The organism is Lentzea sp. CC55 (assembly GCF_021056325.1).
GTDB lineage: Bacteria > Actinomycetota > Actinomycetes > Mycobacteriales > Pseudonocardiaceae > Lentzea > Lentzea jiangxiensis.
Map to the genome: position 1 here is coordinate 422,909 of NZ_JAJCXE010000056.1, position 23,844 is coordinate 446,752.

Here is a 23,844-nt window from a genome sequence, read left to right on the forward strand (position 1 = left end):
GTGAACGTGCCCGCCGTCCTGCGCACCCTGGCCCGCCTGAGTGCCGCCGAGCAGCCGCGGAAGCTCCAGCTCGACCTCAGCAAGGCGGCCGGCCTGCTGTGGCTGGGCGACCACGAGCCGTCGTGGCGGGCGATCACGCTCGTGCAGGAGGGCCCGCACTGGACGCCGGTGCCGTGGACCGCGCCGAAGCGGTCGAGGCAGGAGGTCGCGCACCTGGCGGCGTTCGACGCGCTGCACCAGGAGGACCGGTTGCTGCGGCTGGGCTGGGCGTTCCTCGCGGGGCCCGCGGAGATCGGCGAGCAGCGGCGGCGGGTCTGCCTGCCGCTCGTGTCCCGGCCGGTGCGGCTGCACCACGGCATCGGGCTGGGCTACGCCTACCACGTCGCCGGTGACGCCGGGGTGTTCCCACTGATCGACGACTGGGCGAAGAGCGCGGAGCGGGAGGCCGCGCTCGCGCCGACCGGGGAGTGGATCGCGGAGACGCTGCGCCTGGCCGGCTTCGAGAACGTGCCGGTCGTGCACGACGACCCCAAGAAGCTGATCTCCGGCAACGAACTCGTCGTCGCGATGGGTGCCGGGCTGCACGCGGGCGAGCCGGTCGTGAAGACCGAGCAGGGCACGGCGCTCTACGACTGGTCGGTCAAGCGCGGCATCGACGACACGGCGTTCGCGGCGCTCTACGGCGCCGGTGTCACGACGGCGGACCACGACGAGCCGATCAGTTCGGCGTTGCCCCTGTCGCACAGCCAGATGCGCGCCGTCGAGCACGCCCGGCGCGCCCGGATCACGGTCGTCGGCGGGCCTCCCGGTGCCGGCAAGACCCACACCCTCGCCGCGCTGGCGCTCGACGCCGTGGCGGCGGGCAGGTCCGTGCTCCTCGCCAGCCGCACGCGCAACGCCGCCGACGTGCTCGGGGCCGCGCTGCGCCGGGCGGGCGGCCCGGTGCCGGTGCTGTTCGGCGACTCCGAGCTGCGGCAGGAGATGGCGCGCGAGCTCAGCGACGGGCTGACCGCCGAGAGCGACCCCGGACGCCTCGCCGAGCTCGACGGTGCCCGGCGCGCGGCGGCCGCGGCGGTCGCCCGGGTCGAACGCGCGGTCGGCGGTGCGCTCGCGGACGAGGAGCTGGCGGCGCTGGCGAAGAAGCACCAGGCGCTGATGCCGGCACATCGGTCCGTGGCGCCCGCCGCGTTCGAAGCCGGCGTGGACTTCGCCGTGCTGCGCGGACTTCTGCGTCCGCGCACAGGATTCCTCAGTGGACCGCGCACCGGCTGGGCGCTGAGGAAGGCGCGGCGGCTGGCGGGGGCGGGAGACGCGTCGCCGGAGGACCTGTCCGCGGCGGTCGACGCGGCCGAGCAGACCGCGGCGGCCGTCCGGATCGGCGCCGGTGGCGGCACGGCGTTCGGTGAGCTCCGGCCGTTGCTGGCCGAGCAGGACGCGCTGAGCCGCACGGCCACCGCCGAGTGGCTCGGGGAGTTCTCCGTGAGCCGCAGGGGACACGGCGCGCGCCGGGCTGTCGCGGCGCTGGCGAAGGCGCTGCGGTCGGGGCGGGCGGCCCGGCGCCGCGGCCTCGCCGGGATCGACAGCGCGGACCTGGTGGCGGCACTGCCGCTGTGGGTCGGCACGCTCTCCGACGTCGAGGACATCCTGCCGCCGGTGCCGGGCATGTTCGACCTGGTGGTGATCGACGAGGCGAGCCACGTCGACCAGCCGCTCGCCGCTCCGGCGCTGCTGCGCGGCCGGTCCGCGGTCATCGGCGGCGATCCCCGGCAGCTGCGGCACGTGTCGTTCGTGAGCGACCAGGCCGTGCGGGCGGCCGTGGACGCCGAGGGCACGCAGGACCTGCGCGACCGGCTCGACGTGCCGAAGGTGAGCCTGTTCGACGCGGGCGCGGCGACCGCGGGCGTGCACTGGCTCGACGAGCACCACCGCTGCGCGCCGCACCTCATCGGGTTCGCGGCGGCGAGGTTCTACGACGGCAGGATCGCGCTGCTGACCACGCACCCGTCCATCGCCGACGTCGACTGCATCGACACCGAACGCGTCCTCGGTGAACGCACGGCGAAGGGCGTCAACCCCACCGAGGTGGACGCCGTCCTGGCCCGCGTCCGCAAACGGGTCGCGGCGGGGGTGCGGTCGATCGGCGTCGTGACGCCGTTCCGCGCCCAGGCCGACGCGCTGGAAGCCGCGTTGCTGCGGGAGCTGTCGCTCGACGAGATCACGACCGGTGGTGTGCGCGTCGGCACCGTGCACGGCGTGCAGGGCAGCGAGTTCGACGAGGTCGTGATCAGCCTGGCCGCCGACGGGACGCCGGGCGGCTGGCGGTTCGTGAACGACCGCAACCTGCTCGCCGTCCTCACGACCCGCGCGCGCCGCAAGGTGCACGTGATCACCTCGGCGCCCGAACCGCCCGGCCTGGTCGGCGAGTACCTGCGGCACGCGGACATCGCGCCGACCGAGACCGCCGGGACCGAGCCCGGCGACGACTGGACCGCGAGCCTCGCCAGGGAGCTGAGGACCGCCGGGCTGACCGTGCGGACCGGCTACCCGGTGGGGCGGTGGCGGGTGGACCTCGTGGTGGGGGAGAAGGACGACGCCGTCGCGGTCGAGACGCGCCCGCACCCCGAGGGCGCCGCGGCCCACCTGGCCCGGTGGCGCGCGCTCGGCCACGCCGGATGGCGGGTGCACGACGCGTTCGGCAGCCGGTTCGCGGGCGATCCCGCGCGGGCGGCGGTGGAGCTGGCCCAGGAACTGAACCGGGACTCGGCGCGGAGGTGACGCGCCCGCGTCGCGGCGACGCGGGCGCACCGGATCCCCTCTACCTCCGCGTGGGCTTGAACAGCGGCTCGGCGGACGTGACCGAGGGCAGGAACGGGTTCGGGTTCGCCGGGCAGACGGTTCCGGCCGACGGCAACGTCCCGTTCAGCAGGTAGGCGTTCGTGTGGTCGGTGGCGCACTTGCTGACCCCGTACGCCGTGTGTCCCCAGCCCGCGTAAGCCAGCAAACGGCTTCCGGCGAGCTGGCGGTTCGCCGCCTGCGCGCCGCGGAAGTCCGTGATGCCGTCGAAGTGGTTGCCCACCACGAGGACCGGCGCGGACGTGCGGGTCCGCCAAGGCCCGGTGTAGCGGTCCGGGTTGGTGGGCCAGTTCGCGCACGCCGCGTTGCCCCACCACCACGCCGGCCCGAACTCCGAACCCGCTGCGGCGTAACGGGAAATCGCCCGGTAGGCGCCGAACGAGCGCGGGAACCCGATGTCCGCGCACACGTTGCCGTTGTAGGAGTCGAAACCGTTCGGGTAGTCCGGTTCCGCGGTGACCGACAGGCCGAGCGAGGCGTCCGAGAGCTGGTCGAAGAACGCGGCGGCGTCCGGCCAGTCGCTCGGCGAGTACATGGCGCCGATCGCGGCGTTGATCACCGCGTCGTAGGTGAACACCTGGCCGCCGAGCTCGATCGGCTTGGCGCGCACCGAGGCCAGCAACGCGTCCCAGCGCTTCTCCGACTGCGGACCGAAGACGCACCGCGCCTCGTCGCAGTTGCGCAGGAACTCGCGGAACTCCTCCTTCGTGGCGATCCGGTCCGACTCGACCTGGCGGCCGCTCGACCACAGCTCGGGGTTCAGCACACCGTCGATCACGAGCGCGCGGATGTTGCGCGGGAACAGGTTCGCGTAGGTGGCGCCCAGGAACGAGCCGTACGAGAACCCCAAGTAGCTGATCTTGGCGTCATCGACGGCGCGGCGCAGCAGGTCCATGTCCCGTGCCACGTCGGCGGTGCTCATGTGCCGCGCGATCTCCTGGTCGTCGCGGCACTCGGGGCCGAGCGAGCGGTACCGGTCGAAGAACGGCCGCTCCTGCTCCGCCCGGTACGGGAAGCCGGGGACGCCCTCGAAGAACTTCCCGAGGTCCTCCTCGCTCGCGAAGCAGTGCAGCGGGTCGGACCTGCCGATGCCGCGCGGGTCGAACCCGACGATGTCGAACCGGCCCTGCAGGTTGGCCGACAGCGTGTCGCCGGCACCGAGCGCGAAGTTCACGCCGGACCCGCCGGGACCGCCGGGGTTGAGGAACAGCGACCCGATCCGGCGGGCGCCGTCGGTCGCGGGCTTGCGCGCCAGGGCCACCGAGGTGGTGGCGCCGCGCGGGTCGTCGTGGTCGAGCGGCACCTCGACGGAGGCGCACTCGAAGCCGGGGTGTTCGGGTCCGCAGGCCGTCCACGCGATCTTCGGGACGGCGGGATCCGGTGTGGCCTGCACCGCGGGCGCGCCGGTGATCATGAGCGCGGCCGCGGCGGCCAGGACGGTGGAACGCATCGACAAGCTCCCCTCTTGTCCGCGGAAGTGCCCTTCCTACCGGCTCCCCGCCGGTGCCGTCGACCGCCGGAAGTCGTGTTCGGACCCCGTGCCGAGGAACGGGTTGGGGTTGGCGGGGCACACGGTCCCGGCGGCGGGCAGCGCACCGGAGAGCAGGTACTCGTGGAGGTGGTCGGCCGCGCACCGGCTGCGCCGGTAGGCGATGTGGCCCCAGCCCGCGTACTCCAGCAACCGGCTGTTCGGCAGCAGCCGCGCGACGGCCCGGGCGCCGCGCAGGTCGGTGGAGCCGTCGAAGCGGGTGCCGACCACCAGGACCGGCGCCGACGTGCGGGCGCGCCACGGTCCGGTGTAGCGGTCGGGACTCGTGGGCCAGTCCGCGCACGCGCTGGTGCTCCACCACCAGTACGGGCCGAACTCCGACCCGGCCTCGGCGTAGCGGGAGATCGCCCGGTACGCCTCGAACGTGCGCGGGTACTCGGTGTCCGCGCACATGGTGCCGAGGTTGGCGTCGAAGAAGTTGTCGTACGGCTCAGGCGCCTGGGACGCCCTGGGCAGCGATGAGGCAGCCGCGTCCGACAGCTGGTCCAGCACCGCCGCGACGTCCGTCCACGCCTCCGAGGCGAACCCGGCGAACAGCGCCTGCTCGACCACCCGGTCGTAGGTCCACGTCTGCCCGTCCAGCACGATCGGCCGGGCGCGCACCGAGGCGAGCAGGGCCTGCCACCGCTTCTTCGAGTCCGGGCCGAACGCGCACGCGGCCTCGTCGCAGAGCCGGAAGAACTCGTCGAGCACCTCGGCGGTGGCCCTGCGGTCCGAGGAGATCTGCCGGCCGCCCGACCAGAGCACGGGGTCGAGCACGCCGTCGATCGCGAGCGCGCGGATGTTGCGGGGGAACATGTTCGCGTAGGTCGTGCCGATGTACGAGCCGTACGAGGTGCCGAAGTAGGTCAGCTCGCGGTCACCGAGGGCCTGGCGCAGCAGGTCGAGGTCGCGCACGACGTCGGCGGTGCTCATGTGCCGGGCGATCGGCTGGTCGCAGCGGGACGCGAGCGAGCGGTAGCGGTCGAAGAACGGCCGCTCCTGCGCCCGTTCGTAGGGGAAGATCGGGCCACGCGCCAGGAACTCGGCACGGTCCTGTTCGGAGGCGAAGCAGCGCAACGGGTTCGACCGGCCGACGCCGCGCGGGTCGAACCCGACGACGTCGAACCGCCCCCGCACTCCGGCCGACATGCGCTCGCCCCACGCCCAGGCGTAGTCGATCCCCGACGCGCCGGGACCGCCGGGGTTGAACACCAGCGACCCGACGCGGTGCGCCCGGTCCGTCGCCGGCTTCCTGGTCAGCGCGACCGAGGTCTTCTGGCCGTCCGGGTCGTCGTGGTCGAGCGGCACGTCGAGGACGGCGCACTCGAAACCGGGCCGTTCGGGCGCGCACGCACCCCAGGCGAGCGGCGGGGAAGCGGCGTGAGCCACCGGGACGAGCGGGACCACGAGCGCCGCCACGGCGCCGAGCACGAAGAGACGCATGCGGCGTTCATAACGGCCCTCAGTCCGGCCGTCGATGCTTTTGGCGAACTCCCAGGTGATCGGCGATCTGGTCGTGGATGGGCGTGCCCATCACGACCGGGTTCGCGGGGGGCGCCTGCGGTGGTGTGCCAGGTGCGTCCTGGGTTTCCGGCATGCGAGGAGCGTAGGGATGGTCAACGACCCCTCGAGCACACCGATCGAGGAATCACACGAGACGTACCTCAAGAGGTGAATGCGGCCGCCCCGATCTCTACCCAGCGTGGGGGCCCGGACCTGCTATGAGACCCCTGTGGGTGCCCTCGATGGGGTTAACCCGAAGTGCTCGGCAACGTGGAATCTCATCGGACGGACACGGTGTTTGCGCGATTTCGCGACGATGCTGAACGATCGGGTGCAACGGTGGACGAACGTGGAGCGTGCTCATGGTCAGCGGCAAGCCCGGCGTCGCCAAGCGGCAGCTCATCCTGCTCACGGGCAGGGCGCACCCGGAGCTCGCGGAGGCCGTCGCCAAGGGCCTGGGCGTGGCCATCACCCCGCAGGCGGCCTACGACTTCGCGAACGGCGAGATCTTCGTCCGCTTCGAGGAGAGCGTGCGCGGCGCGGACGCGTTCGTCATGCAGAGCCACAGCGCGCCCGTCAACGACTGGCTGGTGGAACAGCTGCTGATGGTCGACGCGCTCAAGCGGGCCTCGGCCAAGCGCATCACCGCGGTCGTGCCGTCGTACCCGTACGCGCGCCAGGACCGCAAGTACGCCGGTCGCGAGCCCATCTCGGCGCGGCTCGTCGCGGACATGTTCAAGACGGCGGGTGCGGACCGGATCGTGACGGTCGACCTGCACACCGCGCAGGCCCAGGGCTTCTTCGACGGCCCGGTCGACCACCTGCACGCGATGTGGCTGCTCTGCGACCACGTCGGCGCCCGCTACCGGGGCGAGGACCTCACGATCGTCTCCCCGGACGCCGGACGCACGAGGCTCGCCGAGAAGTGGGCGGACCTGCTCGGAGGCTGCCCGATCGCGTTCATCCACAAGACGCGTGACCCGTTGCGCCCCAACGAGGTCATGGCCAACCGAGTCGTCGGCGACGTGGAGGGCCGCACGTGCGTCGTGGTCGACGACATGATCGACACGGCGATGACGAGCACGACGGCCGCGCGCCAGTTGCTGGAGCAGGGCGCGAAGGACGTCGTCCTCGTCGCCACGCACGGCGTGCTGTCCGGCGAGGCGTACGAGCGGCTCACGGAGAGCAAGGTGCGCGAGGTGATCCTCACCGACACGTTGCCGATCCCGCACGACAAGCGCTTCCCGGGGCTGACGGTGCTCAGCATCGCGCCGTTGATCGCGCGGGTGATCCAGGAGGTCTTCGAGGACGGCTCGGTGACGAGCCTGTTCGACGGCAACGCCTAGCACGGTGGCGCGTCCCGTGCTGCCATGAGGCATGGGCGACATGCGAGTGGAACGGTCCGCGAAGCGGGTCCGCGCGTACTTCGGTGGCGAGCTGGTCGCGGACACGACCGAGCCGCGGCTGGTCTGGGAGGTCCCGCACCACCCGGCCTACTACCTGCCCCTGTCCTCGGTGCGCGTCGAGCTGAAGCCGACGGGGCAGACCAGGGGCGACGGTGTGGTCCACGACGTCGTCACGCGGGGTGGCACGGCCGAAGGCGCCGCGCTGACCCGTCCGGACTCGCCGGAGCTGCGGGACCTCGTCCGGTTCGAGTTCGCGGCGATGGACGAGTGGCTCGAGGAGGACGAGCCGATCTACGTCCACCCGCGCGACCCGTACAAGCGGGTCGACGTCCTGAGCAGCTCGCGGCACGTGCGGGTGGCGCTGGACGGCGTGACGCTGGCGGCGTCGGGGCAGCCGCGGATCCTGTTCGAGACGAGCCTCCCGCCGCGCTACTACCTGCCGTTGAGCGACGTTCGGTTCGATCTGCTGAGGCCGTCGGGCACGCGGACGCGGTGCCCGTACAAGGGAACGGCCTCCTACTGGTCGGTGTTCGTGAACGGCGTGCTGCACGAGGACCTCGTGTGGATCTACCGGGAGCCGCTGCCCGAGAGCCAGAAAATCGCTGGAACGGCCTGCTTCTTCAGTGAGAAGGTCGACCTCTTCCTCGACGGCGTGCTCCAGGAGCGGCCGGACACTCCCTGGTCGTAGCCGTCGAGGCGAGTCCTAGTTCACACACTGCAAACTTGCAGTGACTGCAAAAAGATCCGTACGCTGACCCCGTGAACCAGTCGGGGGAGAGCCTGCGCGACCGCAAGAAGCGCCAGACGCGCACCGCGCTCGAGCGCGCGACCGTGCGGCTCGCCGCCGAGCGGGGCTACGACAACGTGACCGTGGAGGAGATCGCCGCCGAGGCCGACGTCTCGGTGCGCACGTTCTTCAACTACTTCGCGAGCAAGGACGAGGCGCTCATCGGCGCGGACCCCGAGGTGGGCCCGCGCATGGCCGAGCGCATCCTCGCCTTCCCCGGCGACGTGACGCCGTTCGACGCGTACCGGCGCTCGGTCCTCGCGGAGATCACCGACGAGCTGAACAACGCCCGCGACCTGTGGCTGCTGCGCAAGGACGTCGTGATGCAGCGGCCGGACCTGCTGGTCAGGGCGTTCGCGAGCAGTGCGGAGTCCGAGCAGTTGCTCGCGAACGCGGTGGCGGCGCGAGCGGGGCTGCCCGAGTCGCACCTGTACCCGCGCCTGCTGGTCTCCGCCGGCAGCGCCGCGTTCCGCTGCGCCGTGACCCGCTGGGCCGCGGACGACAGCCTCGCGCTCGGTGACGTCGTCGGCGAGGCCCTCGACCTGTTCGGCGCCGGACTGGCTCACGTACCGCCGCACCACCACGAAGGGGGAACCTCATGACCACCGACGCAGAAGTGACATCAGTGCACGGCAGACGCGAGGTCGTCCAGGCCATGTGGGGCCTGATGATGGGCATGTTCGTCTCGATCCTCGCCAGCACCATCGTGTCGAACGCGCTGCCGCGCATCGTCGCCGAGCTCAAGGGCTCGCAGTCGATCTTCGCGTGGATCGTGACGGCCGAGCTGCTCGCGATGACCGCGACCGTGCCGCTGTGGGGCAAGCTCGCCGACCTCTACAGCCGCAAGCTGCTGATCCAGGCGTCGCTCAGCCTGTTCGTCGTCGGCTCGCTGATCGCGGGCTTCTCGCAGAACGTCGAGATGCTCATCATCAGCCGCGTCGTGCAGGGCCTCGGCGCCGGTGGCGTCACGGCGCTCGCGACCATCGTGATGGCCGCGATGATCCCGCCGCGCGAGCTCGGCAAGTACTCCGGCATGTTCGGCGCGGTGTTCGGCGTCGGCACCGTCGCGGGCCCGCTGATCGGCGGCCTGCTGGTCGACACCTCGTGGCTCGGCTGGCGCTGGTGCTTCTTCATCGGCATCCCGTTCACCCTCGCCGCGATCTACATGCTCCAGCGCACCCTGAACCTGCCGGTCGTGCGCAAGGAGGAGACGAAGATCGACTACCTGGGCGCGTTCCTGATCGTGTCCGGCGTCTCGACGCTGCTGATCTGGTCCTCGCTCGCCGGCCAGAAGTTCGAGTGGGCGTCCGGCTGGACCGCCGGTCTGGTCTCGCTCGGCGTGCTGCTGCTCGTCGCCGCCGTGCGCGTCGAGGCCACCGCCCACGACCCGATCGTGCCGCTGTCGATCTTCCGCAACCGCACCGTCTCGCTGACCACCGTCGCCAGCGCCCTCGTCGGCGTCGCGATGTTCGGTGGCACGGTGTTCCTCTCGCAGTACTTCCAGCTCTCGCTCGGCAAGACTCCGACGCAGGCGGGGCTGCTGGGCCTGCCGCTGATCTTCGGCCTGCTGATCTCGTCCACGGTGGCCGGTCAGCTGATCACGAAGTTCGGCAGGTGGAAGGCCTTCCTGGTCTCCGGTGCCGTGGTCATGGTCGGCGGAATGCTGCTGCTGTCCACGATCACCGCCAAGACGTCGGTGTTCATGGTGTCCGTGCACATGTTCGTGCTCGGCGTCGGCGTCGGCATGCTGATGCAGAACCTCGTCCTGGCCGCCCAGAACGACGTCCCGGCCCGCGACCTGGGCGCCACCACGTCGACCCTCACGTTCTTCCGCTCGCTGGGCGGCGCGATCGGCGTCTCGGCGCTGGGCGCCGTGCTCGCCAACAAGGTCTCGTCGCTGACCGAGGAGAAGTTCGGCGCGATCCCCGGCGCCGAGGCGTCCGCCCACGCGGTGCCGGACCTCTCGGTCCTGCCGCCCGAGGTCAAGGCCGTGATCGCCGAGATCTACGCGACGGCGACGGCGGAGATCTTCCTGGTGGGCGTGCCGTTCGCGGTGCTGGCGCTGCTGGCGGTGCTGTTCATCAAGGAGAAGCCGCTCAAGGAGACAAGCGGTGACGACCGGCTGGCGGCGGAGATGGCCGCCGGTCACTGACCGGGTGTGGGAGCGGCCCCCGACCTCCGTGGTCGGGGGCCGCTCTGCTGTGCACAGCTCCCATCCCGGCGTGGCCGTCGCGATCACCGGCCTGGTGCCCCGCCCCTCCCCGCCGCGCGCCCACGACCTGGCGGGCACGACCGCCGTCCTCGGGGGCTCCGGTCTAGAACGGGAAGTGGCCGTGCTCGCTCGCCACGGTCACCCAGCGCGTCGCCGAGAACGCCTCGACGCCCCACCGGCCGCCGAACCTGCCGTAGCCGCTGGCCTTCACGCCACCGAACGGCGCCTGCGGCTCGTCGGCCACGGTCTGGTTGCCGACGTGCACGATCCCGGTGCGGATGCGCCGCGCGAGAGAGAGTCCGCGCCGTGAGTCCTCGGTGATGATGCCCGCTGTCAGCCCGTGCTCGGTGTCGTTCGCGATGGCCACGGCCTCGTCGTCGCCGTCGACCGGAACGACGACGACGGCCGGTCCGAAGATCTCCTCCCGGAAGATGCGCATCTGCGGTGTCACCTCGTCCAGCACGGTCGCGCCACCGCCACCACCGGTGCGGACGCGAGCACCCTTCTCGACCGCGTCGGCGACCAGGGCGGCGACGCGCTCGGCGGACCGCGGGTTGATCACCGGGCCGATGACCGTGCCGGGGTCGGCGGGATCGCCGTGCGGGAGCGACCCCACCTTGGCGGCGAGCTTCGCGGTGAACTCCTCGGCCACCGACCGGTGCACCAGGACGCGGTCGGTCGACATGCAGATCTGGCCCGCGTTGTGGAAGGCGCCGAACGTCGCCGCGTCCACGGCGTGGCCGAGGTCGGCGTCGTCGAGCACCAGCAGCGAGTTCTTGCCGCCGAGCTCCAGCACGGCGGGCTTGAGGTGTTGTGCCGCAAGCGTTCCGACGATCCGGCCCACCTCCGTGGACCCGGTGAAGTTCACGGCCCGCACCCGCGGGTCGGTGATCAGGGCCTCGGCGACGGCGGCCGCGTCGGCGGGCGCGTTCGTCACGACGTTGAGCACGCCCGCCGGCAGCCCGGCCTCGTGCAGCACGCCGGCGATCAGCAGCCCGGCGGCGATCGGCGCGTCCTCGCTCGGCTTGAGCACCACGGTGTTCCCGGCGGCGATCGGTGCGGCGACGGCCCGCGTGCTGAGGATGACCGGCGCGTTCCACGGCGCGAACGCCGCCACCACGCCCAGCGGTTCCCGGACCGCCAGCGACAGCTGACCGGGCGTCTCCGTCGTCAGCACCTCGCCGACGGGCTGGGTGACCGCCGCGGCCGCCTCGCGCAGGACGTCGGCGGCGAGCGCCACGTTGAACCCCGCCCACCCGCCGACACCGCCGACCTCGGCGGCCATCAGCGCGACGATCTCGGGCGTCCTCGCCTCCAGCAGGTCCGCGGCCTTCAGCAGGACCGCGCGGCGCGTGGACGGCGTGGTGGCCGCCCACTCCGCGGAGGCCTTCTCGGCCGCGTCGACGGCCCGCGTGACGTCGGCCGGTGAGGCGGCGGCGACCACGGCGTGGACCTCGCCGGTGAAGGGGTTGAGGTCGTCGGTGGTGCGACCGTCCAACGCCGGAACGCTGTCGCCGCCGATCAGGAGCTGGTGCTCTTCGCGTGCCACGACCGGAGATTCAAGCGGCAGGCGGTGGGTCATCCAAGCCCGGCTTCCGGTGGGTGGAAACTCGGCTCCAACGTCCGCGCGATGCCCCGCGCCGCCACCTGCAGGGCCGCGACCAGCCGCACCCGGACGTTGCGCAGGTCCGGCACCACGATCCCGAGCGCCGCGACGACGTGCCCCTGCACCTCGACCGGCACCGCCACGCTGCACGCCCCGAGCGTCATCTCCTCGAACGTCTGCGCGTACCCGTCCCGCCGGATGCGGTGCAGCTGCGCCCGCATCCGAGCGGGCTCCGTGACCGTGTAGGCCGTGAGGCGCGTCAGCCCGTGCTCCAGCACCTCGTCCTGCACCTCCGCGGGCGCGTGCGCGAGCAGCACCTTGCCGACCCCGGTCGAGTGCAGCGGCAACCGGCTGCCGGTCGAGCTCACGATCGGCACCGACGCGTGCCCCGACACCCGGTCGAGGTAGAGCACCTCGGTGCCCTCCCGCACGGCCAGGTGCACCACGGCCCGCGTCGCCGCGTGGAGGTCGTGCAGGAACGGCTCCGCGACCCGGCTCAGGTCGACCTCGCCGGCCGCGAGGAGCCCGAGCCGCCAGATCCGCCGCCCGATGACGTACTCACCGGACTCCAGTCGCCGCACCGCGCCCCACTCGGCGAGCTCGGCCAGCAACCGGTGCGTGGTGCTGACCGGCAACCCGCTGCGCCGCGCGATGCCGCTCAGGGTCTGGCGGCGGTGGCCGGCGTCGAACGTGCCGAGCAGTGACAGCAGCTTGGAGGAGACGGTGGCGGCCACCCGCAGATTCTGCACGCTCCACGCCGGACCGGCCGCCCCCGTGATCGAGCGGGTGGCCGGGACACCGGGGGAGAGGTTGCGTGCCCCGCCGAGCGGCGCGTCGGGAAAGTCGGTTCGGACGCGCGGGCGCTGGTGGTGACACTGGGCGCATGACGTACCTCGGTGAGGGCTGGGACAGCACCGCCGTCCTGGTCGGCGGGCGGTGGGTGGAGCGGCGGCCGCGCCGCACGGAGATCGGGCCGCAGCTCCTGCGCGAGACGGTCGTGATGCCGTGGCTCGCGTCCCTGCTGCCGTTGCCCGTCCCGGTTCCGGTGGTCGTGTCGGAGGACCCGGTGGTGGTGCGCCACGAGCTGGTGCCGGGCGGGGAGGTGGCGTCGCCCGGCGCCGTGCAGGGCAGGCAGCTCGGGGAGTTCCTGCGGGCGCTGCACGCGGCGCCCGTCGCCGAGGCCGTGCGGCGGGGTGCCGGCCCGAGGCCGCTGCCCGTGGAGCGGTTCCGCGCCGAGGTCGACGTGCCCGGCGGCGAGGAGCTGCTGGCGAAGCTCGACGACCTGCCCGCGGACACGGTCGTGCACGGCGACCTGGGGCCCGAGCACGTGCTGGGCCGCGACGGCGTGCTGACGGGCGTGATCGACTTCGGTGACCTGCACATCGGTGACGCGGCGATCGACCTGGCGTGGGCGCTGCACTGCACGCCGCCCGAGTTCGCGGCCGCGTTCGCCGAGACCTACGGCGTGACCGCGGAGCTGCGCGAGCGGGCGTTGACCTGGCATCAGCTGGGGCCGTGGCACGAAGTCCTGCACGGCAACGCCACCGGTGATCGCGAGATGGCGGAGATTGGGCTGGCTGGAGTACTGGAACGGCTCGGCGGCGGGGTATCCCCGCACCAACAGCGACTTGTCAGGAGGACGAGATGCCCTGGGTTCGCCGGCACCGCCGCAGCGCCCCGTACAGCTGGTTCCGCACGACCACGGTCCGCAGCCACTACCGCAGGCCGGCCGGCAGCACGTGGATCATGGTCGTCATCGCGATCGCCCTGATCCTGCTGCTCATCGCCCTGTTCTGAGAGTAACCTCGCGGACATGGGACAGTTGGGTGAGTTGTTCCCCGGCCGCAAGCTCCGCAGCGAGGCGACGGACGCGGGCACGGGTGAGGACTACGAGGAGGCCGGTCCGCTCGACCTGACTTCGGGCGCGGTCCGCTTGAGGCCGCGTCCGAAGCCCGTTCCGGCACCCGAGAGCGACGAGTGATCACCGGCACTATCCTTGGCCGGTGCTCGCCGGCCTGCTCTTCCTCATCCCCGCCTCGTTCTTCCTAGTCGGGGTGGCGCGCGACCGCCGACGCCTGAGCAACGCGGTCTGGCTCGGCATCGCGCTGCTGATGCTGCTGCTGTGGCTCGCGGGTGCCGGGCAGGACAACCCGGCGGTGAGCCTGCCGTTGCTGCTCGGCTTCGTCCTGGCGGTCCTCGGCCTGTTGCTGCTCCCGCTCGCGTTGCTGGCCAACGGCGTCGTGATGCTGCGCCGCGAGGGCCGTTCGCTGGGCAACCTGCTGTCGTTGCTCGCGGGCCTCGCCCTGATCGGCGAGATGCTCTACTTCTTCTGGGGGATCTCCCAGCCCAACGACTGGATCCGCGGCTCCGCCATCGGCTTGTTCCTGGTGTCGGCGTACATCGCGTTCCTGTTCGTGAGCCTGCTGCTGTACTCCGTGATCTACGGCCGGACGGGCCGCCGCCACGGCTTCGACGGCATCGTCGTCCTCGGCGCCGGCCTGGTCGGATCCCGGGTGCCGCCCCTGCTCGCGAACCGGCTCGACCGCGCGTTGCGGCTGTACCGGCGCGACCGCGAGGCGGGGCGGTCGCCCTTGATCGTCGTGTCGGGCGGGCGGGGCGCGGACGAGGACGTGTCCGAGGCTTTCGCCATGCGCGAGTACCTGCTCGAGCGCGAGGTGCCCGCGGGCGACGTGGTGCTGGAGGACCGGGCGACCACGACCGAGGAGAACCTCCGCTACAGCAAGGCGTTGCTCGCCGAGCGGGGTCTCAACGGCAGGGTCGTCGCGGTCACGAACAACTACCACGTGTTCCGCACCGCCGTGCTCTCCCGCAACCAGGGCCTGCGGCTGCAGGTCATCGGCGCGCCCACGGCCTGGTACTTCGTGCCGAGCGCGTTCCTGCGGGAGTTCGTGGCGCTGCTGGTGCGCAACCCCGTCGTGCACGGCCTGGCGTGCGCCGTGCTGATGGCGGGCGGCCTCGCGTTGACGCAGATCGGCTGACCGGGCAGCCGAGGAGCGCTTTCACCAAGCGCGCGTGAACCGCATGACCCAGTTCGTCTCCCAGGTCTCCCCGCCGTCGTACGAGAACGCCTGCTGCCAAACGGGCTCCGACCCCGCCGTCCAGTCGAACCGCAGCCTCACCGGATGCCCGCCGACGACGTCGTCCCCGAAGAACACCCCGTGCTCCCCGGCGAACCGCCCCTCCAGCGGCGGGTCCAACCGGCCGGGGGCACGGGTGGAAGCCCACCAGACGCGCCACACGTCGCGAGCTGGGTCGTGCTGGCGCAGCGTCATGCCCTCCCAGTCGCCGGCGAAGAAGCTGTCGATGATCGCGGCGCCGCCGAGCAGCGGTCTCGCCTCGGCCGTCGCGGCGAACTCGACCCACTCGGTGCCGCGGCCCGGGATGTCGGCGATCTTGCGGTTGGCCACGTGCCACCGGCCGTGGAGGAAGTCGAAATCGTTCTCGCTCATGGAATCGGACGCTAAACCGATTCACTGACACGGAATGTCAGTGATCGAGTATTGACCTAAAGGTCTGGACCATTTTACGGTTCCGGCAGTGGCCGCCGCCCTAGCCAGGAGGTCCTTTCCCTTGCGACTGCTCGCCAGAGTGGTTCCGGTGCTAGCCCTGCTAGCCGGGACCGTGATAGCTGTGACCACCGCGCCGACCGCAGCCGCAGCCCACGAGGACTGCCGGCCGGACGGGCTGTACAAGACGCCGGGTGTCGAGTCGCCGTACTGCACGGTCTACGACACCGCCGGGCGCGAGACCATGGGGGACAAGTCCCGGAGGGTCATCGGGTACTTCACGAGCTGGCGCACCGGCAAGAACGGTCAGCCGGGGTACCTCGCGAAGGACATCCCCTGGAACAAGGTCACGCACCTCAACTACGCCTTCGCGCACATCGACGCGCAGAACAAGATCTCGGTCGGCGCGAACAGCCCGGCCAACTCGTCGATCGGCATGGAGTGGCCGGGCGTCGCGGGCTCGGAGATGGACCCGTCGCTGCCCTACAAGGGGCACTTCAACCAGCTGACGAAGTTCAAGAAGCAGCACCCGGACGTCAAGACGCTGATCTCGGTCGGCGGCTGGGCGGAGACCGGCGGTTTCTTCAACGCCGACGGCACCCGCAACGCTTCGGGCGGTTTCTACAAGCTCGGCCAGAACCAGGCGGCGATAGACACGTTCGCGGACAGCGTCGTGGCCTTCCTGCGCCAGTACGGCTTCAACGGCGCTGACATCGACTACGAGTACGCGACGTCGAACAACCACGCCGGCAACCCCGACGACTTCTGGATCTCCAACGCCAACCGCGGCACGCTGTGGGCCGGCTACCAGGCGATCATGAAGACCCTGCGCGAGAAGCTCGACCGCGCCGGTGCCGCCGACGGCAAGCACTACCTGCTGACCGCCGCCGTGCCCGCCTCCGGCTGGCTGCTGCGCGGCCAGGAGGCGTACCAGGTCGTCAAGTACCTCGACTACCTCAACGTCATGAGCTACGACCTGCACGGCTCGTGGAACCACTTCGTCGGCCCGAACGCCGCTCTCTACGACGACGGCAAGGACGGCGAGCTCTCGGCCGGTGGCGTCTACACGGCCCCGCAGTACGAGGGCATGGGGTACCTCAACACCGACTGGGCGTACCACTACTACCGCGGCGCCATGCAGGCCGGACGCATCAACATCGGTGTGCCGTTCTACTCGCGCGGCTGGCAGGGCGTCACCGGTGGCACGAACGGGTTGTGGGGCAAGGCGGCGTTGCCGAACCAGTCGCAGTGCCCGCCCGGCACCGGGTCCGCGGTCGGCTCGACCACGCCGTGCGGCAACGGCGCGTCCGGCATCGACAACATCTGGCACGACGTCACCGCCGGTGGCGCCGAGGTCCCGTCCGGCGTGAACCCGTTGTGGCACACCAAGAACCTCGAAGCCAAGATCGCCGGCTCGTACGGTCCGCAGTACGGTCTCGACCCGGTCAACGACCCGACCGACCGCCTCACCGGCACCTACACGCCGTACTACGACTCGACGCTGAAGTCGCCGTGGCTGTGGAACAACGACAAGAAGGTGTTCCTCTCCACCGAGACCGAGCAGTCGATCGCGGAGAAGGCGAAGTACGTGCGGGACAAGGGTCTCGGCGGCATCATGATCTGGGAGCTCGCCGGTGACTACCGGTTCGACTCCGCCAAGAACGAGTACTTCATCGGTGACACCCTGCTGTCGACCATCAACACCGGCCTGAACGGCGCCGCGCCCTACGGCGCGCTGAAGGCCACCACGCAGCAGACGCAGTCGCTGGCCGTGGACGTCGACATCCACGGCTACGCGCTGGGCGACAACAACTACCCGATCACGCCGAAGATCAAGTTCACCAACCGGTCGAACGTCACGATCCCCGGCGGCACGAAGATCTCGTTCGACTACGGCACCAGCGCCCCCGGCAGCATGGCCGACCAGTCCGGCTTCGGGCTGAAGGTCGTCTCGAAGGGACACACCGGGCCGAACGTCGGCGGCCTGAAGGGCGACTTCCAGAAGGTGGAGCTCGCGCTGCCGTCGTGGCAGTCGCTCGCGCCGGGCGCGTCGATCGAGCTGACCGTCAGCTACCAGCTGCCGATCTCGACGCCGTCGAACTTCGTGTTCACGTTCGGCGGCCAGTCGTACGCGATCTCGGCGGACTACCCGCGCATCGGTGGCGGTACCCCGCCGACCTCCACGACCACGTCCACCACGACGACGACCACGACCACCACCACGACCACGAACCCGCCGGTCTGCTCGCTGCCGGCGTGGGACAGGGCGAAGGTCTACAACGGGGGCAACGAGGTGTCGCACAAGGGCCGCAAGTGGCGGGCCCAGTGGTGGACGCAGGGCGAGGAGCCCGGCACCACCGGTGAGTGGGGCGTCTGGCGCGACCAGGGCGCCTGCTAGCCCCTGAACGTCAGCGACCTGTCAGGCGCGGGCCTTAGGCTGTCGAACGTGACCGCCCCAGACCCGCGCCTGCAGGAGTTGGTCCTGCTCCGCAAGGTCCGCGACAGGATCGACCGCGAGTACCGCCAGCCGCTCGACGTGGCGGCGCTCGCGCGCGGCGTCCACCTGTCGGCGGGCCACCTCTCGCGCGCGTTCCGCGCCGCGTTCGGCGAGTCGCCGTACAGCTACCTCATGACCCGCCGCATCGAGCGCGCCATGACGTTGCTGCGCCGCGGCGACATGTCCGTCACCGACGTCTGCTTCGAGGTCGGCTGCACCTCGCTCGGCACGTTCAGCACGAGGTTCTCCGAACTCGTGGGCATGTCACCCAGCCAGTACCGCAAGGTCGCCGCGACCGACGGCCAGGGCATCCCGAACTGCCTGGCCAAGGCCGTGATGCGTCCGATCAGGAATCGAGAAGCGGCCGCCGGGCCCGCGGAATAGGTTGACCGCCATGTCAGTCATCATCGCCTCGGCGTTCCTGCCGGCAGACGACCCCGAGAAGTCCCTCGGCTTCTTCCGCGACGCCCTCGGCTTCGAGGTCCGCCAGGACGTCGGCCAGGGCACCATGCGCTGGATCACCGTCGGTCCGCCCGGCCAGCCCGAGACCGGCATCGTCCTGCACCCGCCCGCCGCCGACCCCGGCGTGAGCGACGAGGAGCGCCGCACGATCGCCGTCCTCATGGCCAAGGGCGTCTACACGGCCATCTCGCTCGCCTCGAAGGACCTGCAGGGCACGTTCGACCGCGCGCGGGCGTGGGTCGAGTCGTCCGGTGCCGGCGAGGTGCTGCAGGAGCCCGAGGACCAGCCGTGGGGCGTGCGGGACTGCTCGTTCCGCGACCCGGCCGGCAACCTGGTCCGCATCAACCAGCTGTGAACGTCGTGCCGGGCTCGGCGTAGACCACCTCGCCCGAGTACCGCGACGAGGCACGGGTGACCGCTTCCCGCGGGGTCAGGAAGCGGCCCACGTGCGTGACGACCAAGCGGCCCGCACCGGCTTCGGATGCCGTCTGACCCGCGTGTTCCGGCGTGTGGTGGGCCATGTCCGCGGTCTGTTCCGCGCTTTCGCTCTCACACAGCAGCACGTCGGTGCCGCGCGCCAGTTCGACGAGGCTCGCACAGCGCGCGGTGTCGCCGGAGTAGGTGAGCGACCTGCCGCCCGCCTCGACGCGCAGGCCGAACGCCGGGATGCCGTGCTCGACGGCGGCCGTCGTGAGGGTGGCTGAGCCGACGGTGACCTGGTGGCCGTCGTGCAGTTCGGTGATCGAGAACGCCGACTCGACCGGGCTGCGCTCCGGCCCGTTGGTGAGGAACGCGGCGAGGCGGTCCGCGATGCCGGGCGGCCCGTACAGCGGCACCGGGTCGCGCTCGACGTCCGCGAACAACAGGGCGTAGTAGGCGGTGAGCAGGTCCGCGCTGTGGTCGGCGTGCAGGTGCGAGATCCAGATCGCGTCGAGGTCCTGCAGGCGCGTGTGCCGTTGCAGCGGGCCGAGCGTGCCGGTGCCCGCGTCCACCCACAGGCGCGTGCCGCCGTGCGACACGAGGTAGCCGGAGCAGGGGTTGTCCACGCTCGGGTAGGGCGTCGCGCAGCCGAGCACCGTCACACTGAGGTCCATCCGCAGAGCGTAGATCAACGGGCTCCGGCGGCAGGTACGTTGAGCCCGTGGAAGAGCCCGACTGGAACGAGTGGCGGCGGCCCGGACCGACGCCCGCGCAACGACGGCGTGACATCGGCATCGCCGTGATCGTGCTGCTGTGCGCGATCGAGGTCACGACGCTGGTCAACAGCATGGGCGCCTTCACGTTCAGGAACCCGCCAAGCCTCGCCGTGCAGCTCGTGTGGATGGTCGCGCTGTCCGTACCGCTGGTGGTGCGCCGCCGGTACCCGCTCGCGGTGATGGTCGTGGTGTCCGTGATCTTCATCGCGGCGCAGATGAACCGCGTCGGCGACAACCTGGTGCCGTCCGCGATCCTCTTCCTCGCGATCTTCACCGTCGGCGCGTGGGAGGGGAACCGCGTCGTGGCGCGGTGGTCGCGCATCGGCGTCATCGTCTCGATGTTCCTGTGGCTGGGGTTCAACCTCGTCCGCGCGCTGCTCGGGCCGAGGGGCGACTTCGAGAACGCGGCGGGGCCGATCGACCCCGTGCTCGCGTCCGTCCTCTACGGACTCGAGTTCAACGTCTTCTTCTTCCTGTTCGCCTACGTCGTCGGCGAGATGGCGTGGCTGGGAGCCCGTCGCCTGGCCCAGCTGGAGTTCCAGCAGGAGGAGCTGCGGCGTTCGCAGGAGCGGAACACCCAGGGCGCCATCGCGGCCGAACGCATGCGCATCGCCCGCGACCTCCACGACGTCGTGGCGCACCACGTGTCCGTGATGGGCATCCAGGCGGGCGCCGCCCGCCGCGTCCTGGACTCCGACCCGGCCCTGGCCCGCGACGCGCTGCAGACCGTCGAACAGACCGCCCGGACCGCGATCAGCGAGCTGCGCGGCCTGTTGGGCGTTCTGCGCGCCGACGCCGAATCCGACCTGAAGGCCGCTCCGGGACTCGACGACCTGCCGGAGCTGTTCGAGAACGCCCGCGCAACCGGCCTCGACGTCTCGCACGGGATCTACGGAACACCTCGGGACGTGCCGCCCGGTGTCGCCTTGTCGGCGTATCGGGTCGTGCAGGAAGCACTGACGAACGTGGTGAAGCACGCCGACGCCCAGCACGTCGACGTCCGGATGCGGTTCCTCGACAGCGCCCTGGAGGTCGAGATCACCGACGACGGGCGCGGCCGTTCCGCCCCGTCCGGATCAGGCTTCGGGCTCGTCGGCATGCGCGAACGTCTGGCGGTGCACGGCGGTTCGCTGGAAGCAGGACCACGGCGCGACGCCGGCTATCTGGTCCGTGCGTCGCTGCCGACGGTTTCGGAGGAGAAGGCGTGAGCTTGCGAGTCGTGCTGGCCGACGACCAGGACCTGGTCCGAGCCGGCTTCCGGGTCATCCTCGGCACCGAGCCCGGCATCGAGGTGGTCGGCGAGGCGGGTGACGGCGCCCAGGCCGTCGAACTGGTCGCGGAGCTGAAGCCGGACGTCGTGCTGATGGACGTCCAGATGCCGCGCATGGACGGCCTGGAGGCCACCCGCCGGATCCTTTCCGCGGGGGACGGCACCCGCGTGGTCATCCTGACGACGTTCGACCGCGAGGACTACCTCTTCGAGGCGCTGCAGGCGGGCGCGAGCGGCTTCCTGCTCAAGAACGCCTCACCCGAGGACCTGGTGGAGTCCGTCCGCGTCGTCGCCCGCGGCGACGCCCTCCTGTCGCCCGAGGTGACGCGCCGGGTCATCGCGCGCTTCAGCACCTCCGCGCGGGAGCGCACCCGTCCGCCGGAGCTCACCGACCGCGAGTTCGAGGTGCTGGTGGAGCTCGCCAAGGGCGCGTCGAACGCGGAGATCGCCGCCACGCTGTTCCTGGGGGAGACCACGGTGAAGACGCACGTCTCGCGCGTGCTGACCAAGCTGGGCCTGCGCGACCGCACCCACGCCGTCGTGTTCGCCTACGAGCGCGGGATCGTGACGCCGGGCGGCTGAGGCCCGTACGCAGACTGACGTACGCGGGATCCTTGCGTGAGCGGATGATGCGGACGCTCGTGGTGGCGAGAGTAGGACGCGACACCACGAGAGAAGGAGCGCACCGCGATGACTTCCCCCCGCAAGCTCAGTGGCCGGGCCCGCAAGGCGGTGCTGCTCGTGCACGTCCTGTCGGCGGCGGCGTGGCTCGGCATCGACCTCGCGTTCGGGATCCTCGTCGTCGTCGCGCTGTCCACTGAGGACACCGCGGTGGCGGGCATCGCCGTCGGGGCCGTGGACCTCTTCGCGATCTGGCCGATGTTCGGGGCCAGCGCCGTGTGCATGACCTCCGGCGTCGTCCTCGGTCTGGGCAGCAAGTACGGGCTCGTGCGGTACTGGTGGGTCGCTCTCAAGCTGTTCCTGAACGTCGGCATGTCGCTGCTGATCGCCTTCGCGCTGCGGCCGGGCGTGGCGGAGGCGGCGCGGATCGGCGAGCGGATGCTGGCGGGCGACCCGTCCGCGGTGCTGCCGTCCGGCCTGGCGCACCCGGTCGTGGTGGCGCCGACGTTGCTGCTGTTCGCCTACTTCCTGTCGGTGTTCAAGCCCTGGGGCCGGATCCGCCCGGCCGCGCGACCGGAGCGCCGTGATCTGGCCGGGGCTGTCTGACCACATCTCATCCGGCGTCGTTGTGGGTGGGGGAACCCAGCTCGATGCCGCGGCGGTGGCAGATCACCGCGCAAGCCGGCTGGCGAATCCGAGGAAGTGGGTGGCTTCGCGTTCGCAGCGGCGTGCCAGCCGGCGGAACCGGGAAACCCGCCCCAGGGATCCGGTGGATGGCGTAGCGATGGCCTCCCAGGTCCTGGGGCGACTCGGTTCCCTCGCGGCCGATCGCCCCGGCGGATCGTGTCGCGCTGCCGAACTGCGTCCCGCACTCGGTCGTCCCGGGCATCGTCTTCGCCCCGCACACGGGTCGGTCCGGTGGGCCGGCTGTCTTGCGGCGCGGTCGCCGGGACGTCATCGGCAGCCACGCGGTCCTGCTCGCGCTCAGCGCGCGGTGGCTGCGCAGCCCCCGCTACGGACCGCTGGACTGGCTCTCTCGGCGCGCGGCTCTTCGGTGGCTTGTGCCGAACAGCGCTCCCGCGCGGGTCTCCCGCTTGGTCCGAGCGTTCACCGCGACGGCATCGCGCGAGCGGACTGCGGATGATCTCCCGCTCAGCTGAGAAGGCACCCGCCCGAAGCCGCGTGGTGCTCATGATGGGGAAACTATCGTGAGGCCATGATCGATTCCCGTCCCAGGCGTCGCTGGCCGGCGTACACCCTGGCGGTGCTGTTCCTCGGCTACGCCGCGGGCAAGGCGGTGTTCGCCGCGCAGTCCCGGCTCGGTTTTCCCGGTGGCCCACCCGTGTCGGAGGCCGAGACCGAGGCCTACTTGCTCGATCCCGCGCTCGCCCAGTGGTTCGCGACCGCGTCGGGCCTGGTGGGTGCGGTGATCGCCCTCGCCACCGTGACGGAGTGGGGGCTGCGCACGGTGCCGCGGCCGCTGATGCTGGTGGTGCTGACCGGAATGGCGCTGGCCGTCCTGGGTGGCGCCGGGATCATGGTGCTGGACGGGTTCATCGGGCTGGGGGTGGGCTGGCGGTGGTACCACGGCCTCCTGGGGCTCGCGGTGGGCGCGCTGTGCGTGGAGATGCTGCGGTCCTACGTGAAGGCGACGAACCGTGTCGCGGCCTGACCGCGGGCGATGGGCCGGGTACGGCGCGGCGGCGTGCGCGGCTGCCTACGGCTCGATGAAGCTGGCACAAGCGTTGGGCGCCAACGCTTTGGCGGACAAGGATCCGTTGCCACCCCACCTGCGCGAACGGCTGCTGGCCCGCGACCCCTTCTTCGTGGCCAGCCATTGGGTGCTGGCCGGCGCGGCGGTCGTCGGTGTCGTGGTCGCGCTGGCCACCGTCCGCGGCGGGCCGGTGCCGCGCCTGCTGCGGCTGATCTGCTGGACCCTGGCCGTCTTCATGATCACGCGGTCGATCGGCTTCGCCGGCTGGGGGATCGTCGGTGACACCCTGACGCTGACCGGCCTTCGCCGGCCACCGGCCGAGCACGCCGAGCTGGCCCGCATGCTGGCACGATGGGACTTGGTGCTGTGGTCGCCGTTCTTCCTGCTGTGGGGCGGGTGCTGGGCGGTCGCGGGGTGGCGGCTCGGCCGGACGCGCCGCGCGCGGGCGGCGGGTGCTCCGGACCGGCAGCGCGTACTGGACCTCCTCGAACCGGGGGAGCGACACCGGCTCCGGCGCGGAATCGACCGATAGCGGCGGCGCGGAGACACGAACTGTCCACCATGGACTTCGTTCACGCCTCCGTCGGCGCCTCGACACGTCGGACGAGCCACACCGGGCGTGGTGCCGTCCCCGTCCCCGCACGGGGCGCCGGTCGAGG

General features: G+C 71.5%; 23 protein-coding genes. 17 read left to right on the plus strand and 6 right to left on the minus strand.

From position 1 onward, the window contains the following. Positions 1 to 2,775: an AAA domain-containing protein gene (locus L6E10_RS36905; protein ID WP_236224803.1), complete on the plus strand. Its 2,775-nt coding sequence runs from the start codon at positions 1 to 3 to the stop codon at positions 2,773 to 2,775. 40 nt (positions 2,776 to 2,815) lie between these two features. Here the strand turns inward: L6E10_RS36905 and L6E10_RS36910 are convergent, their stop codons facing one another. Together L6E10_RS36910 and L6E10_RS36915 are read right to left on the minus strand one after the other, a co-directional pair. Continuing rightward, positions 2,816 to 4,303: an alpha/beta hydrolase gene (locus L6E10_RS36910; protein ID WP_236224804.1), complete on the minus strand. Its 1,488-nt coding sequence runs from the start codon at positions 4,301 to 4,303 to the stop codon at positions 2,816 to 2,818. Between the two features lie 36 nt (positions 4,304 to 4,339). Then, entirely contained in the window at positions 4,340 to 5,827 is a 1,488-nt protein-coding gene (locus L6E10_RS36915) for an alpha/beta hydrolase (protein WP_236224805.1), read from the minus strand. Positions 5,828 to 6,249: 422 nt separating this feature from the next. Between L6E10_RS36915 and L6E10_RS36920 the strand changes: the two genes are divergently transcribed. The 4 genes from L6E10_RS36920 to L6E10_RS36935 all read left to right on the plus strand — a co-directional run bounded on the left by L6E10_RS36920 (position 6,250) and on the right by L6E10_RS36935 (position 10,232). Next, positions 6,250 to 7,233: a ribose-phosphate diphosphokinase gene (locus L6E10_RS36920; protein ID WP_236224806.1), complete on the plus strand. Its 984-nt coding sequence runs from the start codon at positions 6,250 to 6,252 to the stop codon at positions 7,231 to 7,233. Between the two features lie 40 nt (positions 7,234 to 7,273). Beyond that, positions 7,274 to 7,981, plus strand: a complete 708-nt coding sequence (locus L6E10_RS36925; RefSeq protein WP_236224807.1) for a DUF427 domain-containing protein — start codon at positions 7,274 to 7,276, stop codon at positions 7,979 to 7,981. A gap of 71 nt (positions 7,982 to 8,052) precedes the next feature. Beyond that, positions 8,053 to 8,682, plus strand: a complete 630-nt coding sequence (locus L6E10_RS36930; RefSeq protein ID WP_236224808.1) for a TetR/AcrR family transcriptional regulator — start codon at positions 8,053 to 8,055, stop codon at positions 8,680 to 8,682. Further along, positions 8,679 to 10,232 (plus strand): MDR family MFS transporter, encoded by a 1,554-nt coding sequence (locus tag L6E10_RS36935; protein WP_236224809.1) that lies wholly within the window; start codon positions 8,679 to 8,681, stop codon positions 10,230 to 10,232. Before L6E10_RS36930 ends, L6E10_RS36935 begins: the two co-directional genes overlap by 4 nt. Positions 10,233 to 10,395: 163 nt before the next feature. On the opposite strand, the gene L6E10_RS36940 is transcribed toward L6E10_RS36935, so the two are convergent. After that, the gene (locus L6E10_RS36940) at positions 10,396 to 11,841 is read right to left on the minus strand and encodes an aldehyde dehydrogenase family protein (RefSeq protein ID WP_236224810.1); all 1,446 of its coding nucleotides are present in this window, start codon (positions 11,839 to 11,841) and stop codon (positions 10,396 to 10,398) included. A 29-nt stretch (positions 11,842 to 11,870) separates the two neighbouring features. Then, positions 11,871 to 12,632 (minus strand): IclR family transcriptional regulator, encoded by a 762-nt coding sequence (locus tag L6E10_RS36945; protein WP_236224811.1) that lies wholly within the window; start codon positions 12,630 to 12,632, stop codon positions 11,871 to 11,873. Between the two features lie 149 nt (positions 12,633 to 12,781). On the opposite strand from L6E10_RS36945, the gene L6E10_RS36950 reads away from it, so the two are divergent. The 3 genes from L6E10_RS36950 to L6E10_RS36960 are packed head-to-tail and all read left to right on the plus strand — an operon-like array spanning position 12,782 to position 14,897. Continuing rightward, on the plus strand, positions 12,782 to 13,669 hold the full coding sequence (locus tag L6E10_RS36950; protein WP_236224812.1) for a phosphotransferase: 888 nt from the start codon (positions 12,782 to 12,784) through the stop codon (positions 13,667 to 13,669). 42 nt (positions 13,670 to 13,711) lie between these two features. Next, complete coding sequence (locus L6E10_RS36955) at positions 13,712 to 13,879, plus strand: hypothetical protein (RefSeq protein WP_236224813.1); 168 nt, start codon at positions 13,712 to 13,714, stop codon at positions 13,877 to 13,879. Positions 13,880 to 13,901: 22 nt separating this feature from the next. Continuing rightward, positions 13,902 to 14,897, plus strand: coding sequence for a YdcF family protein (locus L6E10_RS36960; RefSeq protein ID WP_236224814.1), 996 nt, complete (start codon positions 13,902 to 13,904; stop codon positions 14,895 to 14,897). Between the two features lie 21 nt (positions 14,898 to 14,918). Here the strand turns inward: L6E10_RS36960 and L6E10_RS36965 are convergent, their stop codons facing one another. Further along, a complete protein-coding gene (locus L6E10_RS36965; protein ID WP_236224815.1) occupies positions 14,919 to 15,368 on the minus strand; it encodes a hypothetical protein in 450 nt (149 codons plus the stop codon). A gap of 181 nt (positions 15,369 to 15,549) precedes the next feature. Here L6E10_RS36965 and L6E10_RS36970 point away from each other — a divergent pair, with 181 nt between their 5' ends. Genes L6E10_RS36970 through L6E10_RS36980 form a run of 3 tightly spaced genes read left to right on the plus strand, consistent with a single transcriptional unit; the run spans position 15,550 to position 18,739 of the window. After that, the gene (locus L6E10_RS36970; protein ID WP_374237599.1) at positions 15,550 to 17,823 is read left to right on the plus strand and encodes a glycosyl hydrolase family 18 protein; all 2,274 of its coding nucleotides are present in this window, start codon (positions 15,550 to 15,552) and stop codon (positions 17,821 to 17,823) included. A 48-nt stretch (positions 17,824 to 17,871) separates the two neighbouring features. Beyond that, a complete protein-coding gene (locus L6E10_RS36975) occupies positions 17,872 to 18,306 on the plus strand; it encodes a helix-turn-helix transcriptional regulator (RefSeq protein ID WP_236224816.1) in 435 nt (144 codons plus the stop codon). 10 nt (positions 18,307 to 18,316) lie between these two features. After that, the gene (locus tag L6E10_RS36980; RefSeq protein ID WP_090099058.1) at positions 18,317 to 18,739 is read left to right on the plus strand and encodes a VOC family protein; all 423 of its coding nucleotides are present in this window, start codon (positions 18,317 to 18,319) and stop codon (positions 18,737 to 18,739) included. Here the strand turns inward: L6E10_RS36980 and L6E10_RS36985 are convergent. Continuing rightward, complete coding sequence (locus L6E10_RS36985) at positions 18,726 to 19,478, minus strand: MBL fold metallo-hydrolase (protein WP_236224817.1); 753 nt, start codon at positions 19,476 to 19,478, stop codon at positions 18,726 to 18,728. The genes L6E10_RS36980 and L6E10_RS36985 overlap by 14 nt on opposite strands. A 47-nt stretch (positions 19,479 to 19,525) precedes the next feature. Here L6E10_RS36985 and L6E10_RS36990 point away from each other — a divergent pair, with 47 nt between their 5' ends. From L6E10_RS36990 to L6E10_RS37010, 6 genes are all read left to right on the plus strand, one after another. Next, positions 19,526 to 20,788, plus strand: coding sequence for a sensor histidine kinase (locus tag L6E10_RS36990; protein ID WP_236224818.1), 1,263 nt, complete (start codon positions 19,526 to 19,528; stop codon positions 20,786 to 20,788). Then, positions 20,785 to 21,432 carry a response regulator transcription factor gene (locus L6E10_RS36995; protein WP_236224819.1) on the plus strand — a complete coding sequence of 216 codons (648 nt, stop codon included), beginning with the start codon at positions 20,785 to 20,787 and terminating at the stop codon, positions 21,430 to 21,432. Before L6E10_RS36990 ends, L6E10_RS36995 begins: the two co-directional genes overlap by 4 nt. Before the next feature lie 108 nt (positions 21,433 to 21,540). Next, on the plus strand, positions 21,541 to 22,077 hold the full coding sequence (locus L6E10_RS37000) for a hypothetical protein (RefSeq protein WP_236224820.1): 537 nt from the start codon (positions 21,541 to 21,543) through the stop codon (positions 22,075 to 22,077). 221 nt (positions 22,078 to 22,298) lie between these two features. Continuing rightward, complete coding sequence (locus L6E10_RS41335; protein WP_374237603.1) at positions 22,299 to 22,631, plus strand: DUF418 domain-containing protein; 333 nt, start codon at positions 22,299 to 22,301, stop codon at positions 22,629 to 22,631. Between the two features lie 56 nt (positions 22,632 to 22,687). Beyond that, on the plus strand, positions 22,688 to 23,143 hold the full coding sequence (locus L6E10_RS37005; protein WP_236224821.1) for a hypothetical protein: 456 nt from the start codon (positions 22,688 to 22,690) through the stop codon (positions 23,141 to 23,143). Next, on the plus strand, positions 23,130 to 23,717 hold the full coding sequence (locus tag L6E10_RS37010) for a DUF3995 domain-containing protein (protein WP_236224822.1): 588 nt from the start codon (positions 23,130 to 23,132) through the stop codon (positions 23,715 to 23,717). Before L6E10_RS37005 ends, L6E10_RS37010 begins: the two co-directional genes overlap by 14 nt. Positions 23,718 to 23,844: the final 127 nt, after the last annotated feature.

What these genes read in the sequence shown, in the direction of transcription:
- L6E10_RS37000 (WP_236224820.1), top strand. Translation starts at nt 21,541, where the DNA reads ATGACTTCCCCCCGCAAGCTCAGTGGCCGGGCCCGCAAGGCGGTGCTG.
- L6E10_RS36915 (WP_236224805.1), bottom strand. Translation starts at nt 5,827, where the DNA reads ATGCGTCTCTTCGTGCTCGGCGCCGTGGCGGCGCTCGTGGTCCCGCTC.
- L6E10_RS36955 (WP_236224813.1), top strand. Translation starts at nt 13,712, where the DNA reads ATGGGACAGTTGGGTGAGTTGTTCCCCGGCCGCAAGCTCCGCAGCGAG.
- L6E10_RS36985 (WP_236224817.1), bottom strand. Translation starts at nt 19,478, where the DNA reads ATGGACCTCAGTGTGACGGTGCTCGGCTGCGCGACGCCCTACCCGAGC.
- L6E10_RS36980 (WP_090099058.1), top strand. Translation starts at nt 18,317, where the DNA reads ATGTCAGTCATCATCGCCTCGGCGTTCCTGCCGGCAGACGACCCCGAG.
- L6E10_RS37005 (WP_236224821.1), top strand. Translation starts at nt 22,688, where the DNA reads ATGATCGATTCCCGTCCCAGGCGTCGCTGGCCGGCGTACACCCTGGCG.
- L6E10_RS36935 (WP_236224809.1), top strand. Translation starts at nt 8,679, where the DNA reads ATGACCACCGACGCAGAAGTGACATCAGTGCACGGCAGACGCGAGGTC.
- L6E10_RS36920 (WP_236224806.1), top strand. Translation starts at nt 6,250, where the DNA reads ATGGTCAGCGGCAAGCCCGGCGTCGCCAAGCGGCAGCTCATCCTGCTC.
- L6E10_RS36925 (WP_236224807.1), top strand. Translation starts at nt 7,274, where the DNA reads ATGCGAGTGGAACGGTCCGCGAAGCGGGTCCGCGCGTACTTCGGTGGC.
- L6E10_RS36910 (WP_236224804.1), bottom strand. Translation starts at nt 4,303, where the DNA reads ATGCGTTCCACCGTCCTGGCCGCCGCGGCCGCGCTCATGATCACCGGC.
- L6E10_RS36965 (WP_236224815.1), bottom strand. Translation starts at nt 15,368, where the DNA reads ATGAGCGAGAACGATTTCGACTTCCTCCACGGCCGGTGGCACGTGGCC.
- L6E10_RS36950 (WP_236224812.1), top strand. Translation starts at nt 12,782, where the DNA reads ATGACGTACCTCGGTGAGGGCTGGGACAGCACCGCCGTCCTGGTCGGC.